The following is a 17,479-nucleotide window of genomic DNA, read 5'->3' as shown; positions in this document are numbered from 1 at the left end:
ATTGTGATAATTTAATTTCTTTTAATTTTTAAACCATTCTACTGACATAAGTTTATATTAAAAGTTTCTTTGTAAATTCGTTTTGTTTTTTATTCTAAATTTTAATCTTAAACTATGCGCCTGATTCGTTTTAGCATTCTTTTTTTGTTATTTACTACTATTTGTACCGCTCAGGATCAAGACATTGTGCAACTTAAAAATATTAATGATACAATCTTAAATACTAAAAGAACGTTGCAGTTCGCGGATCCTTTTGATGGATTAAAAGCTTTGCAAAAGCTTTTTCCCGGCAAACTTTATAACCTTTCTGACAACAATACTTTTTTAAGCTGGAAGTGCAAAAACTGCAAACCTGTTGCTTATACTGATGTTAATGGCGTTGAAGGCGACCAAATGTTCCCTTATGAAAGAGGTGTTGCGACGAGAATCCTTGACAATATCGCTTATAAAGACTCTAAGGGAAATGAATTCAGGTTGTTGTTTTTTAACCATTCCTATTATGATGAGGACGGACTGCAAACAGGAAGATTTTCCGGTGGTCTTGTAGGTGTTGCTAAATTTGCAAAAAAAGATAATGTTTGGCAAATGAGATCTTTTCAGCCCGGAGTTGCTGCTTTCGGTGCTTTTGCTCAGGCTCCAAAACCTAAGCTTGTAGAAATTGGCGAAGACCAATATGCTTTTACCTTATTGCATGTAAATGGCGGCGGCGGCGGACCTTTTGAAGGAACTCTTTATCTTATTGCCGGACTTGACGGTAAATATCAGCCTATTATGGAGGTTAACAACTATCAACTTACCAATGTGGCAAGTTTAAAATGGTCGAGCTCGTATAAAGTTGTAAATGATAACGGTAAGAAACATTTTAGAGATATTATTATAAAAACAAATGGCACGTTTAGCAAGGCAGCGAAAGCGAATGACGAATTTGAGGCAGATCCGCCCGAAGAAATAGCTGCAATGGCGAAATCAAAAAAACAATTTAATTTTGAGATTGAAAAACGCTTTTCATTTAAAGGTAAATTTTACAAAATGATCGACAAGCCAATTGTGAAGTTTACCAATGTAAAATAAATTTTATTATTTAGTTCAGATATAAAATCGATGCCAAACCTAAACCTGCAATAAATATCCAAAGGAAAACTCCCTGAAGTAAAGGCTTTACTCCTACTGCTTTTAAGGTATTTATATTTAAAGTTGCTCCTATTAAAAACAAAGTGATTGTTAAACCAATTTTGGCGATATTAACAATATATGGCGCAATAACAGCAGTTTGCGGTACATAAGAATTAAAAAGCATGGCTAAAATAAACAGACCAATAAAATACGGAATCTTAATTTTTTGAGATTTATTTTTAAAAATAAAAGCTGTTAAAAGCGAAATTGGAATGATCCATAATGCTCTTGCCAGTTTTACGGTTGTGGCAATTTGCAAGGCTTCGGCTCCATATTTATTGGCCGCGCCTACAACTGAACTCGTGTCGTGAATGGCAATGGCACACCATAAACCAAATTCTTTTTGAGACAAATCGAGCTGATGCCCAATAAACGGGAAAACAAATAATGCGATTGAATTGAGAATAAAAATAACTCCCAAAGCTATTGAGGTCTGATTTTCGTTTGATTTGATTACGGGAGAAATCGCTGCAATAGCACTTCCGCCACAAATGGCTGTTCCGCACGAGATTAAATGCGATGTTTTTTTATCGGTTTTAAGCCATTTTCCTAAAAATGTTCCTATTATCAATGTACTGAAAATTGAGAATATTGTAAGCAAAAAACCTTCTTTTCCGGCTGAAATTGCTGCTGTGGCGTTCATTCCGAAGCCTAAACCAATTACTGAGAATTGTAATAAATATGTAATCGCAATGTGGTTGAATGCTACAAATGGATTCCCGAAAACATTTACCATAACAACACCTAACAATAAGGCGATTGGCGGAGAAATAATCGAAAATAAACACAATACAATTATTAAGGCAAAAATCGCTTGTTGCAGATAAAGATTAATTTCGAATAAATGTGATGCGGTATGTTGTTTCGTTTTCAAAATAAGGAATTTGATATTTCCTTACAAAGGTCTGCCCTTTATACGGTAATCACCAATCGTAAATTGCAATCGTCTATAACCCTAAGTTATAATAAGTGGCAATATTTTGAATGAACAGCTCTGATAAAGAATCAGGCTTACCTAATAAAGTGATGATATAAAAATACCTTTCTATTGATAAGTTCTCTACATCTAAAACAATCAACTCATTATTTTTAAGCTCTTTATCTACCGCGTGTATTGACATAAAGGCAAAACAATCTGAGTTTAGCAAATACGATTTTATGCTTTCTGTAGATCCTAATCGCATTTCGATTTGCAAATCGGTAATTTTCACATCAACTTGTTTTAAAGCAAATTCAATAACTTCAAGTGTTCCTGAACCACGTTCTCGTGTTATGAATTTCATTGCTTTTAAATCTTCAAGGGAGATTTCGTTTTGTTTTACCAAAGGATTTTCGGTATTGCAAACTAAAACCAATTCGTCTTTTAAAAACGGAATATATTTTATGGATTGATTTTTTGATTGTCCTTCGACAATTCCTATTTCGATTTCTTTATTGATTAATGCATTTTCGATTTGTTCTGTATTTCCGTTCAACAAATTGACTTTGATTTCTTGCTGTTTTTGATGAAAACGTGCTAAAACTGGAGAAATAATATATTGCGAAATTGTTGTACTTGCTCCTAACCTTAATAATCCCTGACGTTCGTTGATAAATGAACTCATATCAAAGTCGATTTCGCGATAGATTTCGAAGATGTTTTTGGTATGTTTTAGCAGAATTTCTCCGGCTGGAGTTAAGGCGATTTTAGAGCCATTGCGTTCGAAAAGTTTGGTTTTATAGGTTTCTTCAAGTTCCTGAATGTGTTTAGAAACCGCTGGCTGCGAAATATATAGTTCCGTAGCCGCTTTAGTAAAGCTCAGCCTATTTGCAACAGCAGAAAATACTTTTAGCCTAAAATCCATAATCATAAATTTTTAATTCGTAATCCACTTTCCTGCACAATATTTCTTGGAATAAAATAATTTATAAAAAAAGTTCAGGTCGATACTCAAAATGCATTGTGTCATAATGTTTCCAATTTCCTCCCCAAATAAAGCCGTATTTTTCAAAAATTGAAACTAGCTTCAGGGGAATTTGATTTCTATATGAAAGATTAGATTCTTCATTTTTACATTTACAATCCCATTGCCAATAATTGGAATTTTTGACATTAATATCTATAGTCATTCCATAACTATGCATACTCAATCGGTTTGTTCCTGAAATTTTTCTCCAACTAAATGTACCTCCAATATCATTAATATATTTTTTAAATTCTGGATTATTATCTAATTCTGCCGAGAGTTTTTTTACAATTTTATCAATTCCATTTACGGTTGTTACTTTTATTTTTTGATTGACTAATTTTGGGCACCAAATAATTTCAGTCATTTTTGATTCAACTTCTGATTTTGAATTTCCGTAAATTTTCTTAAAAAAAGCTTCATTTCGAATTCTTCCTGCATCATCCTTTGGAATTAAATTCTTATTTGCTTTGTTATAAACAAACCTAAATTGATCCTCAATATCTGGATTTTCTAACAATTCTTGATTCGTTTTATTTTTAAAATCATCATAAATCAAATTTGATTTATCACTAAAAATAATTTTATTATCCTTAAAACCAACAACTTGATCCGGGTATGCTTTCATTAATTTTTGAATATTCAATGGAATTTCTTGAGAAAAAACATTTTGAAATATAAGGAATAAAAAAAGGAATCGTTTCATTTAAAAACGTTTTAATTGTGAAGAACTAAAAGTCCATTCGGGTGTTTTGAGAGAGGTTCCGAAATCGACAGCGTACCAAGGACTCAACGAACTATTATTTGGATTTTTCAATATTTGAATTTCCTGTGCTGGCATATAGCTTTGTGCTAAAAGCATAATTTTTTGGTTGTTTTTTGGATTCACAGCTACATCAACAACAATAACAGCGTGACCTGGAAAGCCTCCTTTTATAAAAACATCTCCAATTTTTATGTCTAAAGCATTAATTGATTTCAGTTCTTTTTCTAAAGAAGCAGTTCCTGCGTACATAAAAACCGTCTCTAAATATTTCCAATAGGTTTGATAACTGTCAGATGGTTTTGAAGTTTTAACCCAACTGGTTTTGTTGCCTTTAATTGCAATTCTGTAACCTTCGACCCATTTGCTAAAATCAACACGAAAACCATTTGTGAAATTAAAATGTATTTTATCGTACTGTTTTTGGCTATAAAAATAATCCGCTCGCAAACGCATCACGGCATCAGCACATTGATGCAAATCCTGTTTCCCAATGGGTAAATCCACAACTGCTTCATAAACGTTTCGATTTGATTTTATAGTTCCATCAAAATACAAAACATCTGAACCTAAAGGTTTTAATGGAATATTTCGCAAAAAAAATGCAAACGAACCTTTAGATTCCTCTTCTCTCACATATCCCTGAGGTAGTTGGAAACGTTGCTGAATCGTGTTTCCCCAAAGATTGCTTTTGTTAGTATTATTTGTCTTTGAAAATGAAAAAAAACAAAAAAACACTATCGAAATTGCTACAATAAACAAGAATTTAACTTTCATAATTTGGACTTTTAATTCATAACCACAAGATTACAAAAGGCTAGAAGGAATTAGATTATATTTCGATTACAACAATCCATTGTATTTTCTAATAAACCATTCTGTAGTTAATACAATAGCAATCAAAATCAGCAACCAAACCCAATCAATTAAAGGTGTTTTGGTGGAGACATTTTTCTCTATTGATTTGTAATCTTTGTTTTCTAAAAGTTGTTCAATCAAATCATCGGCCTGATCTTCGAAGAAAGCTTTTCCGTTGGTTTGCAGGGCTAATTGCTTTAGTTTCACAACATCTGGATTTACAAATTGCTTTTCGATATCAAAATCCAAAATTTCAAAATGACCTGAATAAGACGTATTTGTATTTAATTCTTTTACTGTAAAATTATATTTTCCTGTCGCTAATCCGTCTAAGTTTACTGAGAATGAATTATTTCCTTTTAATAGATCGTAGTTTTTAGCCTGCTTCGTTTCGGTATTTGTAACTGTAATGGTAAGATTGGCTTTTTCGTCGAACTCGTAATTTTTATTGAAGTATTGTGCATTAATTACAATTGCTTCTCCTGAATTATAAAAGCTTTCGTGCGTTACTACTAGTGATTTTCTTGAGGTTGTCGAAGCAAGATACTGAATGATTTTGTCTATAAAAACATCATATTTCTCAAACGACTGATTGTCGATATGACTTTGCAAACGCCATTTCCAGCTATTTTCTCCTAAAAGAAAAGCAGTTCTCTTGCCTTGGTTTTCGGCGAAAGCCAATAAAGGCGCATTTGTAGCAACGTTTCTTATTTTGGATGAAAGTAAAACAGATACATTTCCGTTTGTTGTAATAGTTCCGAATAAATTTTGCAGCGGAGGAAAATTTTCAAAACCAATATTTTCTATTGCAAAAAGATTAAACTGCGATTGAAACTCTGATAAATAATCTTCTCTTTGTCCGCTCATTTTAAACACCAGACTATTTTGTTGTTGGTTTAGAAAATTAAAATCGGTGTTGTTTCCGGTAATGATAAAGGTATTTGTTCCAGCTAATTTGTTATTATCAAAAATAGCTTTAAAAGCCGATGTTGGCTGATATAAAACTAAAACCGAAACTTCTTGTAACTGATTAATATCATTTGGTTTAACCAATATTACTTTACGTTGTGCATTAACTTCTATCGATCGTTTCAATGCCGCAATATCGGGATGATTTATAGCCGAAACGATTGCAATAGTTGACTTTTGATCGATAACTTCAACGGCAAAATTCTTGGTATTATTGTAACTGTTTTTTTCTTTTGAACCTGATGAAATACTTGCTTTAAAAATTTGCAATCCTACTTTGTCGGCAGGCAAAAGCAAGTTTAAAGTGGCTGTTTTTTTTGATGCCGAAAAAGAAACTTTCTCTTTGGCTACAACAGTATTTCCCTGCGAAATTGTAAAATCGGCATTTGCATTTTTATCTCCTGAATATTGCAGAAAAACTTCTACAGGAAATTTATTTTTATGAAAAGCGTATTTGTTTACGTTAAGCTGATTGATTTTAAGATCAAGAAACGTAGTTGTATCTCCCACAACCAAAGGATAAACTTTATTAACAGGATCAAAACGATATACATAATCGTTTCCTGTAGTTTGATTTCCGTCGGTAATAATAACCGTTGGGAAGATCAGATTTTTATTAATGCTTTTAAGATTCTTCGCGACTTCGTCAAGATTGGTTTGTTTTCCTTTAAAATCAAATTTGTCCGAAGGCTTGAAATCAGCATCAAACTGATAGGACTGAATTTCGAACTTTTCTTTAAGAGCTGGATTCGAAATTATTTTTTGATAAAGTTCTTCAGCTTTTTTATCAGATTTTAAAACGGAAATCGAGCTCGAATTATCGACTGCAATCGCTAAAGGGGTTTTGGTTATTTGAAGCGAATTTTTAGTTACTATTGGGTTTATTAGCAAAATCAATAACCCAAAAATGGCTAAAAAACGTAAAAAAGCCAAAAACAAAACCACACTGGATTTGTTTTTGGCTTTAAAAAAATATTGAAAATACGATAACCCACCCGCTATTACTAAAGAAAGTAATAATAATAGAATCGTGTTTGTAGTCATATTTTATAGTTTTCAGTGACAGTTTTCAGTAATCAGTGCTACTGAAAACTTAAACTGGGATTTATTCTTAGGTTAACATTCCTCCGCAAACATTAAGTACTTGCCCGGTAACGTAAGCACTCATATCAGAAGCAAGGAAAAGACAAGCATTTGCAACGTCCTCAGCAGTTCCGCCACGTTTTAACGGAATTCCTTCTCTCCATCCTTTTACTACATCTTCGCTTAATTTTGCTGTCATTTCGGTTTCAATAAATCCCGGAGCAATTGCATTGCAACGAATATTACGAGACCCTAACTCTAATGCAACAGATTTTGTAAAACCAATTGCACCTGCTTTAGAAGCTGCGTAATTTGTTTGTCCTGCATTTCCTGAAACTCCTACTACAGAACTAATATTGATTATAGAACCAGCACGTTGTTTTAGAAAAGTTTTCTGAATTGCTTTTGTCATATTAAATACTGACTTCAGGTTTACATCTATAACCTGATCAAAATCAGCTTCAGACATACGCATCAACAAATTATCTTTTGTAATTCCGGCGTTGTTTATTAAGATATCTACTGTTCCAAAATCAGCTAAAACAGCATCAACAAAAGTTTGCGCTTCATTAAAATCGGCTGCATTCGATTGGTATCCTTTTGCTTTAATTCCTAAACCATTTAACTCAGCCTCTAAAGCCTGTGCAGACTCTACAGACGAGCTGTATGTAAATGCAACATTTGCACCATGTTTAGCGAAAACTTCGGCAATTCCTCTTCCAATTCCACGGCTAGCACCTGTAATAATGGCAACTTTTCCTTCTAGTAATTTCATATTCAAAATTAATTTTAATATTTATTTGTAGCTAATCCTGCTATCCATTTCAATCTTTTGTTTTTTAAAGAAAAAAACAAAAGGATTTCCATTTCTATCAGGGCTATGAATGACTTGTCAAATATATGATAATTCTTTTTTTAAAAAAATTACATTTGCAATTCATTTAAATTTCAAATTTAAGAGATAACGACCAATTATCGATAATTCTAATAAAAACAAAAAAACCAGTAGTGATTTTCTACTGGTAATTCTATTATGCTTTTTATTTTATTTTTTATCCTACAATTTGAATAGGCCCTACAAATGGGTCTGTATCCGGAAAAGGAATAGTTTCGCAACCATCTATAAAACATGGATTATTTGGAGAAATAATCATTGCACAAGGTGTTGTGCAGATATGCTGATCTGGCCCGCGATAACTACCACCAATTAAACTCTTTTGTTCTTCTCTGCTTAGAACTTCAACTCCTTCAAAATTTAAAATTGTTTTTAACATAATAATTAGGTTGTTTAATGTTTATATGTATTCAATTATTTTTTTATTTTTTAATCTTTGTTTTAACCGCAAATTACAGTGCCGTCAATTGTAATCCTGCAATCTGGCTGCGGATCAGCACATGGATAATGTGGGTAATCAACAGGATTTGAGCCTGGTGGTGCATAACGATCACATCTGGGAACTTGATAAGAATCTCCTTTTCCTAGGATGTTTATTTGTTCCTCTTTACTTAACATTTTAACTCCGGAAAAATTTAAAATTGTTTTTAACATAGTGTTTAAATTGTTTGATGTTTTTGTATCTCAATCCTTTTTTATCTGTTGAGTTTCAGACAGAAAATCAAATATAACCACCTGATCTTCAGAATAAAAATACGAAAAAACTTCTATTAAAAAAAATTTTTATAAGATTTTATCTCAATTAAGTAAAACAAAAAAAGCAACTCGAAAAATGAGTTGCTTTTGTATTCAAAATAAATGCTAATAGTTATATAGTAAAAAAGCAGTCCAAAACGGACTGCTTTCTTATTTTTTTAAATGTTATTGAAATGAGTATAAAACCAATCTAAAAGGGGTTGTTGTACTTGTTAATGTATAACCTGTATAACCCGAAACTTGCGTTCTGGCAAAATAAAGCCCACTAGGATTCATAAATTGATCGTCTAACGCCTTCATAAATGCAGGTGCAGCGATTGCTGGAGAAGCTGCAGTCGCAGTTGATTTCCAAACACCGGGTTGTAAAGTAACTGTTTTAGCTGTAGCATCTGTCTTTATAGTAAAATAATGATAAACTCTAGCTGCTACAACAGTTGGATTTGCTACAGTAGAGAATCTATACTCTATATAACTTGTTCCGTCAGCATTATTAAACCATGGTTGTATTCTATTAATAAATAAACCTGTACCAGCAGCAGCTTCAGTACTCGCTAGTAAAGATAGAAATAGAGCCGAATTTGCAGATTCAGCTTTTGTTATACTATAGATGTAAGCATATACATTATTACCGCTTTGTGGCATTAATAATTTGTAGTCTTCAGTTAGTCTAGTTGGTTCATTCCTGAACTTAATCGTTGCGCTAACCCCATTTGTTCCTGTGGCAACAAAATTGGCAGTAGTACTATCATATAAAAAATTTGTTAATTTTTGCCCTTTAACCACTACAGGAAGCTTTGAGACAACACCAGTCGGAGTAAATGCAAATGCAACATCATAAGCCTCTTGACTACCCAAATCTAAAGATGTTGCCGTACCAAAACGCGCATTCGGATTATAATCAAAATCAAACTGATGTGTTGCAACTCCGTCATTAGTTTCCATTATTCTAAACAACGGACTTGCTGCATTACCTCTTAAACCATCAATGACTGGAGTGTTTTTGGGTAAATCTGTCCAGTCTTGCGCTGTTGCTTTTACAAAACGAAGAAAATGCCCATTTCTATTGGTTCTAAATATAATATCCCCATTTTTTTGTCCATAATAAAAAAACTGAAAATCTCCCAAATACCCTTTTGCTTTAAGAGCCGACGTTGGATAGTTATTAGCGTCAGACAAAAGATGAATTCTATTTCCTGTTGTAAAAACTAAACTTGCGGTACTTCCTGCTTGAATCTCATATTGACTTCTGTAGGTTTTGGTATCTGTATCTGTACCTAAAGTAAAATCAGAGGCCATATCTACTTTTCCTTCTGGAAGAAATTTAAATAAATGTGTCCAGCCTCCTAATTGCGTACTATCTGTGTAATAGACTGCTTTCCATCCTTCAGCAGACGAAAGTAAAACGTCGTTTAATTCTTTTTGACGAGCACTTAATCTTTCTGTAGCATTTTGATCAAATTTAGCATCTACTTCTGTACTTGTACAAGACACCAGAAGTAAGGCTATAAAAGAAATCATTAAATACTTATATATATATATTGCTTTCATAATATTTATTTTTATAAATTTTATTATCCTTAGTTATTTACTACGGCATCAGTGTTTTTTTGAGCTTGATCTCTTAATGCATAGAAATCTATATTAAAGGCATCTTTATAATATTTTACGACCAATGCCTCTTTTGCTTTAATATTTGCTTTAGCTGTAGCATCTGTAACACTCGCCAGGATTGCATCATATTCAGCTTTTGAGCTCGTTAATATTGCAGCAGCAGTTTCAGCAAAATCTTCATAAATGTTTAATCTTGCATAACTTGTTACAAAACCTAAATTTCTCGAAGTCGCAATTGGTTCTGTGTACCATGTTGAAGTATAACCCACAGGAGTTAATTTAGACCAGGCCTGCTCATCAAATGGTTTAGTCTGATTTAAGATATGAACGTATTCATGCTGAATAGTATGAATAAATTGTGTAACATTTGCTCTACTCTTTTTATTTAGATTGTCTACTTGAAAAAGAGTAATTCTTTGGCCACCTTCTGCCAATCCTAAAGTTAATGTTCCGTTTGTATTTAAGTTAACACCTCCAACAAGAACAAACTCTCTGGGAGCTATCTTTTTTACAAAATTTACTCCACCAATAGTTGTATAACTATCAATCCAAATTTTCTTTACGACCTCCATTGCTGGCTGCACTTTTTCGACTTTTGGCGGGAATAAATATCTGGTATTATCGACTGTGTTTTGATCCCATTCATAATATACATTTATGTTATAAAGATCCAGAAAATTCGTACTAATCCATTTATCTAAATCAGTTTTTGTTGGTACCGAAAAATCTAACCTGCTTTCTGTTGGCTGGTCTTCATGAGCACAAGAAGCAAGTAACAAAACTCCTGCTATTAAAGCTGCCTTATATGTTTTTACTATTTTCATACTATATTATAATTAAAAATTATCTAGGATTTTTTTCAATACCATTATCTGAAGCTCTAAGCGGGATCTGCAATGCTCTTCGTTTATCGTCTTTTTCTAAAACGTTATTACGAATTATTTTACCAAACTCCAGAGTATTGTGTGTTACAACAAGATTAAATCGTTTAATATCAAACCATCTAAGCCCTTCACGTATAAAATCTTTTCTTTTTGCTTCAGCTATAGCTTTTATATAAGAAGCCTGAAGAGGAGTTAAGGCATAGAATGGGGTAAACTCGTTTGCAATTACTGGATATTTGGCTTGTACAACTGTTTCATTCATTAAATCTGTTGCAGCATTATATCCTGATGTTCTGGTCCCTAAAAAGAATCCTAACTCTGTATTAGCTTCTGCTATCCTATTTTTCATTACTAAAGCTTCAATTCTATTCAGATACAATTCATCATTACTGAATAATACGGTAGCGGTAAAAGCTTCTCCAATACCTGCTGTAATATTAGTAACTTTAAAATATTCATAAAGTTTTGGAACAACAACCATCACGCCCCCATAATACTGCCCCTGAGCTCTTATTAAATTAGGTTTGTTCCACATATTTGTCTGATTTCCTAATATCTCATCTGATCTATTTCCTGCAAGAGCAAATCTGTAAGAACCTGCTCTATTTGCAATAGAATTAGGGTAATCGATCAATAAATTCGTTTCTTGCTCTGCTTTAGAGTATTCCAAAGACATTAGAGCAAAAGGAACTGCATTAAAAGCAGTCCAGTTTCTAATTCTTGTAGGTTTAGAGCCGATCCCTTCAGAATATTCCAGTACTTTATCCCAATCACCTTTTATTAAATAAAAACGACATGCAAAAGCTTTAGCCGCTTCAACATTGAAATGAAACTTAGGTTCTTTATAATTATTGGTTACATATTTCAGACCTTCTGTAATGTCCTGCTCTATAAGATCGAAAACTTCCTTAACAGTATTTCGTTTATATTGAGCCAATAATGAAGTTTCTGGTTTAGTAATGTAAGGAACACCTAAATCCGTTGCTGCTGTAGCAGGATTGTAACGATTTGACCAAAAAGAAACCAGCATAAAGTGATTGTAAGCTCTAGCAATTAATGCTTCCCCTTTTTGAGGATTCAAACTCGCAGGGTTTCCTAGCTTTTCAATAGAAACCAAAGCTTGATTTGCTGCCGCTATTGATGCATACGATTCCGTCCAAAATCCATTTTGAGTTTCGTATCCAATCTGAGTGTGCATTTCCCAGTTAAAACTCTGATCGTTATTTAGATTCGAAGCCTGTTTTAATTCTGTGTCGAAAACATTATCTGACATCACTTCTCCAATTGCAAAATAAGAGTTGTTAGGATAAGCCGAAACCAACAATTCAGATATTTTTTCAGGTGTATCTATCATGGTTCGGTTGTCTGGTACTTCTGAAAGAAATTCGTCACAACTGCTAACACCAAGAAGTATTAATAATGACAGTGTTATTTTTATATTTTTCATAATTAATTTTATTGTTAAAATGAAAGGTTAATTGCAAAAGTGTATTGTGATGTAATAGGAAAAGCTACCCCTCCTGTATTACGAAACTCAGGATCCTGACCGTGTAAGTTTTTATCTGAATAAATTAACCATGGGTTAACAGCTGATGCTTTCAAATTAAAAGTGCTTACTCCTAGTTTTTTCTTAAAATCACTTGGGAATTCCCAGCCAAGAGAAATATTCTTTAATCTCACAAAATCACCGCTTGCTATTCTTACATCAGAAAAATTATAAGTATTATACGCGATTTGTAAGTCTCTTTCTCCGTAATTTCTATTCACCAACTGATCTGCAATGACTGGAACATTTGTAGTGTTTTCATCACCTGGATTGATCCATCTGTTAGCAAATTCTTTTGTAAAAACAGTCTGATCAGTGTATTTGTTGCTGTAAACAGGGTTTAATCTTATTTTATTTCCTCCAGATCCAACTACGAAAACATATAGTGACCAACTTTTATAAGTAAAGGTATTAGCAAAACCAATAGATTTATTAGGTTCAACCGATCCTTCATATTTCAAATACTTCATAACATCATTTGTATCCTGAAAATCAGCTTCTGTTATATTATTGGCAGCACCATCTTGCAATTTGAAAGTTGGTAATCCTTCATTGTTTAATCCAGTAAATTGATAAGAATACAAGGAATTTCTAGGATGCCCAACAGTATTTCCTCCATTTGCAGCGATTAAATCAAATACAGCTGGTTTATTGGCTAATTTTGTAATTTTCTGATCGTAAATAGAAAAATTCAATGTGGTAGACCATTTAAAATCTTTTGAAACAATATTTTGAGTAGTAAAACCAAGTTCAATACCTTTAGTTTCCATGTCGGCATTATTTCCCTGTTTAACACTTTGCCCACCAACTCCAGATGTAATTACATAATCAATAAGATCAAATGCTTTACGTCTGTAAACATCTGTAGTTAACTGAACTCTGTTTCTGAACATTCCAAGATCTAAACCAATATTAGTTTCATATTGTTTTTCCCATGTCAAATCTCCATTTTGCAAATCTTCAATTCTGATCGCATTTTCTCTGTCACTAGTATTAAAACGGTTTGTAATAAAACTTTTATAAATAGCTAATGAATTTGTTGCAGGGCCTGCTGTTGCTGTTAAACCGTATGAAGCCCTAAGTGCTAAGGTATTAACAGATTCAACATTTTTCATGAAGTTTTCTTCCTTTACATTCCATTTTCCACTTACTGTATAGGTAGGCAACCATCTTGAAGAACCAGTATCACCTTGTCTGTTTGATCCGTCATAACGACCTGTAATAGATGCTGTATAACGACGATCGTAAGTGTATCCTACTTTTCCAAAGAAACCAACTGTACGCTCTCTCTCTGCTCCAAAATCATAATAAGAATTACCTTCATTTATCAATTTCTCGATTAATCTAGGATCAACAAAAGCAGTAAGCCCTTTTTCGTATTGAATTCCTGCAGCCGTAAAGTTGTCATTGTTTCTGTCTACTGATCTAAACTCTGTACCAAAGAAGCCTTCAAGTTCATGTTTAACGTTAAATGTATTTCTGTACGTAACACTATTTCTAACATTGTATGAAGTCATGTCATTAGTATATTTTCTCAAGAATCCTCCGTTTTCCAACACTGAAACTTTTGGTGCCGTTAAATCATTTGGATTTTGATATAAGAATACATTGTCTTTTTGAATTTGAGTATTCAAAGTGGCTCCAACTCCTGCATTGTATGCCCCTACTACATTTGAGCCTTCGTAAATTTTGTGCTCTCTTGATGTATTCGCATAACGGGCAGAACCTGTAAAGTTGTACGTTAAATGTTTGTTAATTTTATAATCTATGTCTGCTTGAAAACGAATATCGTTCACTTTTATCCCCATAGTATTATTTTTCAATTCTTTTAAGATATTCATGGGAGCCCAATTGTTTTGGTAGTACTCATAATTACCATTTTCGTCATAAGGTCTCAATGTTCTGCTGGTACTTAACACATAGTTAAACGGGTTAATATCGAAATCTCTAGTAACTTTACCGAATACAACGTCATTTTTACTTTCATAAGTACCCGGAGCTTCCTGATCACGAACAGAAGCCAGTGTTGACAAAGTGATATTTAATCTGTCGTTGATATAAAATGTACCTTTTAAGTTTGATGACAATTGTTTTACATTATCCGCCAAAGTCCATCCCGGATCTGTGTAATATCCTAAAGAGCCATAAAAGGAGTTGTTTTTTCCTCCACCTGAAAAGCTTAACGAGTGATTTTGTGTAATAGAGGGTCTAAATAAAACTTTGAACCAGTCTGTATTAGCTAATTCGTATTTTTTCAAAAATTCATTGATATTCGGTTGCTCATTTCTAACACCAAATTGGCCATTTGATTCGTTATAACGATTAATTTCTTTAGCCAAAATACCGTATACACCACTAAATCTAGCTGTCAATGATGAACTTTGGGTAAGGTACCCCTTGGCTCTCATTTCTTGAAAAACACTCATGGATTCCTGAGAATCTAAAATATCGTATTGTGTGTAACTTGGGACAGTTCTCACTGTATTTTCTACAGAATAACTTACTTTTAGAGGAGAATCCCTACGACCTTGTTTTGTTGTAACAACAACAACTCCGTTTAATGATCTTGAACCATAGATTGAAGTAGCTGATGCATCTTTAAGAATTTCAATACTTTGAATGTCATTAGCATTTAATCCTGCTACAGCAGAACTTAATAATGTTGCTGAATTACCCGAAGCCAAATCAGCAAAAGAAACATTAATAATATCTTCCTGAACCACTCCGTCAATAACCCATAAAGGTTTTGTGTCTCCAAAAATTGAAGAAGATCCACGTACGGTAATTTTAGGCGTTGAACCAAAAGATCCGGTAACATTTTGTACCGTAACCCCGGCGGCTTTACCCTCGATCATTCTACTTACATCTACAACACCGTCAACTTTTAATTCAGCACCTGAAATTTTACTGATCGCACCTGTAAAGGTTCTTTTAGATGTTTTTTCGTAACCTGTTGTAACTACCACTTCTTTTAAGTTTTGCCCTTCTTCACTTAAAACAATTGTTGGATTAGTGTTTCCTACTCCAATTTCTTTAGATTCCATTCCAACATAAGAAATTACAAGTCTGTCGCTGTTGCTAGGTACTTCAATAGTAAATCTTCCGTCAAAATCGGTAAGAACTGCGTTTTTTGTTCCTTTTACCATTACAGTAGCTCCAGGTAACGGGCTACCAGTACCGTCAGTAACAATACCCTTAATGATTGGTCCCGCAGTTAATATTTCAAATAAAGAATTACTTGCATCTAATCCTGCAAAAGAATCTGATGCTGCATTTTTTTGCAAAACAATCTGGTTGCTTACTTCAGTATAAGTAATATTAAAAGGTATTAAGATTCTGTTTAGAATACTTGATAGTACTTCCTCATTTGCGTCTATAGTTACTTTTTGAGTAAGCTGAGGCAATCTTGAGTTGTACGAAAATTTTACATGAGCAGACTTTTCCAACTTGGATAATGCATTGTCTAAAGTTAAATTAGCAACATTTATAGTGACTTTGGTATCTAGTTTTTTTTGTCCACTTACATCATTTGCCATTGCAACACTTGAAAACACAAGCGCCAAGACAAACTGAAATAGTGTTATTTTCATGATTCGATGGAGTAATCGTTGTTTAACAACTGGTTTTTTCATAATTTTGGATTGTTTTGATTAATACTGATTCGAGTGTATTTTAAGAAACGTAATGAATTGCTCTTTACAGAGAGAAATTCAACTAATTTAAAGTGTCGAAAATGTTACAGCATTTCGGCACTTTTTTTCTGCATTTTATCTTTTACATAGGCATTTATTATTGGTTTTAGTTTAGTTTTTGATTGGTTTTTTTATAGATTTATATTAAAATCAGCTATGTAATTACAGTTACAAAAAGATTTTAATTACATCCATCTGATGTTATAATGATTTGATTTCCATTCATTTCAAAACTGGTATTATTGCCTATGCTATTACAGACAATTTTAAGTTTCTCCGTTAAAGGCTGATCACTGAGTGAAGTCGTCAGGTGACAATCATTTAGTTTATTTTTAGGATAATCAATATCAACCAAATACGCTTGTTCTATTGTTCTAAAAATCTGTGATACAGGAATATCAGTAAATTCAAAGCTTAACTGCTCTATATTACCAACACTTCGGGTTAAGGTTTCGTCCTGAGTAATGTTTGTAATTTTATTAAAACTCAAATCTCTTCGTAAAAAACGTAAAGCTTGATTTGGAAGCAAAACCACTTCTTCCTGATTTGATTTAGAAACTAAATCATTAGATTTTACCCTAACTTTACCGGTACGCACAAGAACTTCCACATCAGGCTGATCAGAATAAGCTTTTACTCTAAAACTGGTTCCAACTACCTTTGTAACAATTTCGTTTGCATAAACAAAAAAAGGCTTTTTAGGATTTTTACTAATTTCAAAGAAACCTTCGCCGGATAAATACACCTTTCTTTCGTTGCCGGTAAAGATTTTAGGATAACTTAATTTACTATTGGGTTGTAATAAAACCGAACTACCATCAGATAATGTGATGATTTGCGGTTTGTTTGAATTATTGGTTTGTTCTACCAATCCTTCATTATTTTCATCGATAAGTTCTTTGTAGGTTACAACTTTACTTTCTGGACTAATCTGATTTTGATAAAACCAAATTGATAAAAAGGAAATGACTACTGCAGCCGCAACTGATCTAAGAATTCTTTTGCTAAGAAATCTTATTTTAGAGTCTTGATTAAGATTGGTTTGATTTTCTTTCTCCTCAATTTTAATCCATGTAGTTTGTAAAGCATTATGAACATCTGAAGCTGATAGATTAGAATCCTCCACTTTCATGGCCAATAGTAGTAATCTTGCATTCTCTACTAACTTGGCACGTTGACGGCTTTCTAACGTCCACTCTTCCCAACCGTCTTCATCAACTTTTGATAAAATCCAGGCTTGGAATGATTCATCAGATAAAAAATCTTCAATTTCGGTATATTTATTACGTTTTTGCATTTAAAA

The 17,479-nt window shown here is 33.0% G+C and carries 14 protein-coding genes; 1 reads left to right on the top strand and 13 read right to left on the bottom strand.

The window, feature by feature from the left end; translation table 11 throughout:
- The first annotated feature begins 144 nt into the window (after positions 1-144).
- Complete coding sequence (locus LNP81_RS19105) at positions 145-1,071, top strand: hypothetical protein (protein ID WP_230038586.1); 927 nt, start codon at positions 145-147, stop codon at positions 1,069-1,071.
- 10 nt (positions 1,072-1,081) lie between these two features.
- Here the strand turns inward: LNP81_RS19105 and LNP81_RS19100 are convergent, their stop codons facing one another.
- From LNP81_RS19100 to LNP81_RS19040, 13 genes are all read right to left on the bottom strand, one after another.
- Positions 1,082-2,047 (bottom strand): YeiH family protein, encoded by a 966-nt coding sequence (locus tag LNP81_RS19100; protein ID WP_230038584.1) that lies wholly within the window; start codon positions 2,045-2,047, stop codon positions 1,082-1,084.
- A 73-nt stretch (positions 2,048-2,120) separates the two neighbouring features.
- Positions 2,121-3,017, bottom strand: a complete 897-nt coding sequence (locus LNP81_RS19095; RefSeq protein ID WP_230038582.1) for a LysR family transcriptional regulator — start codon at positions 3,015-3,017, stop codon at positions 2,121-2,123.
- 61 nt (positions 3,018-3,078) lie between these two features.
- The gene (locus tag LNP81_RS19090) at positions 3,079-3,825 is read right to left on the bottom strand and encodes a M15 family metallopeptidase (protein ID WP_230038581.1); all 747 of its coding nucleotides are present in this window, start codon (positions 3,823-3,825) and stop codon (positions 3,079-3,081) included.
- Complete coding sequence (locus tag LNP81_RS19085; protein WP_230038579.1) at positions 3,826-4,659, bottom strand: DUF4846 domain-containing protein; 834 nt, start codon at positions 4,657-4,659, stop codon at positions 3,826-3,828.
- Positions 4,660-4,725: 66 nt separating this feature from the next.
- Positions 4,726-6,753 carry a hypothetical protein gene (locus tag LNP81_RS19080; RefSeq protein ID WP_230038577.1) on the bottom strand — a complete coding sequence of 676 codons (2,028 nt, stop codon included), beginning with the start codon at positions 6,751-6,753 and terminating at the stop codon, positions 4,726-4,728.
- 67 nt (positions 6,754-6,820) lie between these two features.
- Positions 6,821-7,567: a 3-oxoacyl-[acyl-carrier-protein] reductase gene (fabG, locus tag LNP81_RS19075; RefSeq protein WP_230038576.1), complete on the bottom strand. Its 747-nt coding sequence runs from the start codon at positions 7,565-7,567 to the stop codon at positions 6,821-6,823.
- Between the two features lie 277 nt (positions 7,568-7,844).
- On the bottom strand, positions 7,845-8,066 hold the full coding sequence (locus LNP81_RS19070) for a hypothetical protein (RefSeq protein ID WP_230038574.1): 222 nt from the start codon (positions 8,064-8,066) through the stop codon (positions 7,845-7,847).
- 62 nt (positions 8,067-8,128) lie between these two features.
- Positions 8,129-8,341 carry a hypothetical protein gene (locus LNP81_RS19065; protein WP_230038571.1) on the bottom strand — a complete coding sequence of 71 codons (213 nt, stop codon included), beginning with the start codon at positions 8,339-8,341 and terminating at the stop codon, positions 8,129-8,131.
- 267 nt (positions 8,342-8,608) lie between these two features.
- The gene (locus tag LNP81_RS19060; RefSeq protein ID WP_230038569.1) at positions 8,609-9,991 is read right to left on the bottom strand and encodes a DUF4302 domain-containing protein; all 1,383 of its coding nucleotides are present in this window, start codon (positions 9,989-9,991) and stop codon (positions 8,609-8,611) included.
- A 29-nt stretch (positions 9,992-10,020) separates the two neighbouring features.
- On the bottom strand, positions 10,021-10,878 hold the full coding sequence (locus LNP81_RS19055; RefSeq protein WP_230038567.1) for a zinc-binding metallopeptidase: 858 nt from the start codon (positions 10,876-10,878) through the stop codon (positions 10,021-10,023).
- A 19-nt stretch (positions 10,879-10,897) separates the two neighbouring features.
- On the bottom strand, positions 10,898-12,385 hold the full coding sequence (locus LNP81_RS19050; protein ID WP_230038565.1) for a RagB/SusD family nutrient uptake outer membrane protein: 1,488 nt from the start codon (positions 12,383-12,385) through the stop codon (positions 10,898-10,900).
- A 14-nt stretch (positions 12,386-12,399) separates the two neighbouring features.
- Complete coding sequence (locus tag LNP81_RS19045; protein WP_230038563.1) at positions 12,400-16,116, bottom strand: SusC/RagA family TonB-linked outer membrane protein; 3,717 nt, start codon at positions 16,114-16,116, stop codon at positions 12,400-12,402.
- A 241-nt stretch (positions 16,117-16,357) separates the two neighbouring features.
- Positions 16,358-17,473 carry a FecR family protein gene (locus LNP81_RS19040; protein WP_230038561.1) on the bottom strand — a complete coding sequence of 372 codons (1,116 nt, stop codon included), beginning with the start codon at positions 17,471-17,473 and terminating at the stop codon, positions 16,358-16,360.
- Positions 17,474-17,479: the final 6 nt, after the last annotated feature.

The organism is Flavobacterium piscisymbiosum (assembly GCF_020905295.1).
GTDB lineage: Bacteria > Bacteroidota > Bacteroidia > Flavobacteriales > Flavobacteriaceae > Flavobacterium > Flavobacterium piscisymbiosum.
The sequence above is the reverse complement of the archived record's forward strand: the minus strand, read 5'-3'. Positions and strand labels throughout refer to the sequence as shown.

Coding starts and splice junctions, on each gene's coding strand:
- LNP81_RS19095 (WP_230038582.1), bottom strand. CDS start 3,017: ATGGATTTTAGGCTAAAAGTATTTTCTGCTGTTGCAAATAGGCTGAGC.
- LNP81_RS19090 (WP_230038581.1), bottom strand. CDS start 3,825: ATGAAACGATTCCTTTTTTTATTCCTTATATTTCAAAATGTTTTTTCT.
- LNP81_RS19085 (WP_230038579.1), bottom strand. CDS start 4,659: ATGAAAGTTAAATTCTTGTTTATTGTAGCAATTTCGATAGTGTTTTTT.
- LNP81_RS19080 (WP_230038577.1), bottom strand. CDS start 6,753: ATGACTACAAACACGATTCTATTATTATTACTTTCTTTAGTAATAGCG.
- fabG (WP_230038576.1), bottom strand. CDS start 7,567: ATGAAATTACTAGAAGGAAAAGTTGCCATTATTACAGGTGCTAGCCGT.
- LNP81_RS19070 (WP_230038574.1), bottom strand. CDS start 8,066: ATGTTAAAAACAATTTTAAATTTTGAAGGAGTTGAAGTTCTAAGCAGA.
- LNP81_RS19065 (WP_230038571.1), bottom strand. CDS start 8,341: ATGTTAAAAACAATTTTAAATTTTTCCGGAGTTAAAATGTTAAGTAAA.
- LNP81_RS19060 (WP_230038569.1), bottom strand. CDS start 9,991: ATGAAAGCAATATATATATATAAGTATTTAATGATTTCTTTTATAGCC.
- LNP81_RS19055 (WP_230038567.1), bottom strand. CDS start 10,878: ATGAAAATAGTAAAAACATATAAGGCAGCTTTAATAGCAGGAGTTTTG.
- LNP81_RS19050 (WP_230038565.1), bottom strand. CDS start 12,385: ATGAAAAATATAAAAATAACACTGTCATTATTAATACTTCTTGGTGTT.
- LNP81_RS19045 (WP_230038563.1), bottom strand. CDS start 16,116: ATGAAAAAACCAGTTGTTAAACAACGATTACTCCATCGAATCATGAAA.
- LNP81_RS19040 (WP_230038561.1), bottom strand. CDS start 17,473: ATGCAAAAACGTAATAAATATACCGAAATTGAAGATTTTTTATCTGAT.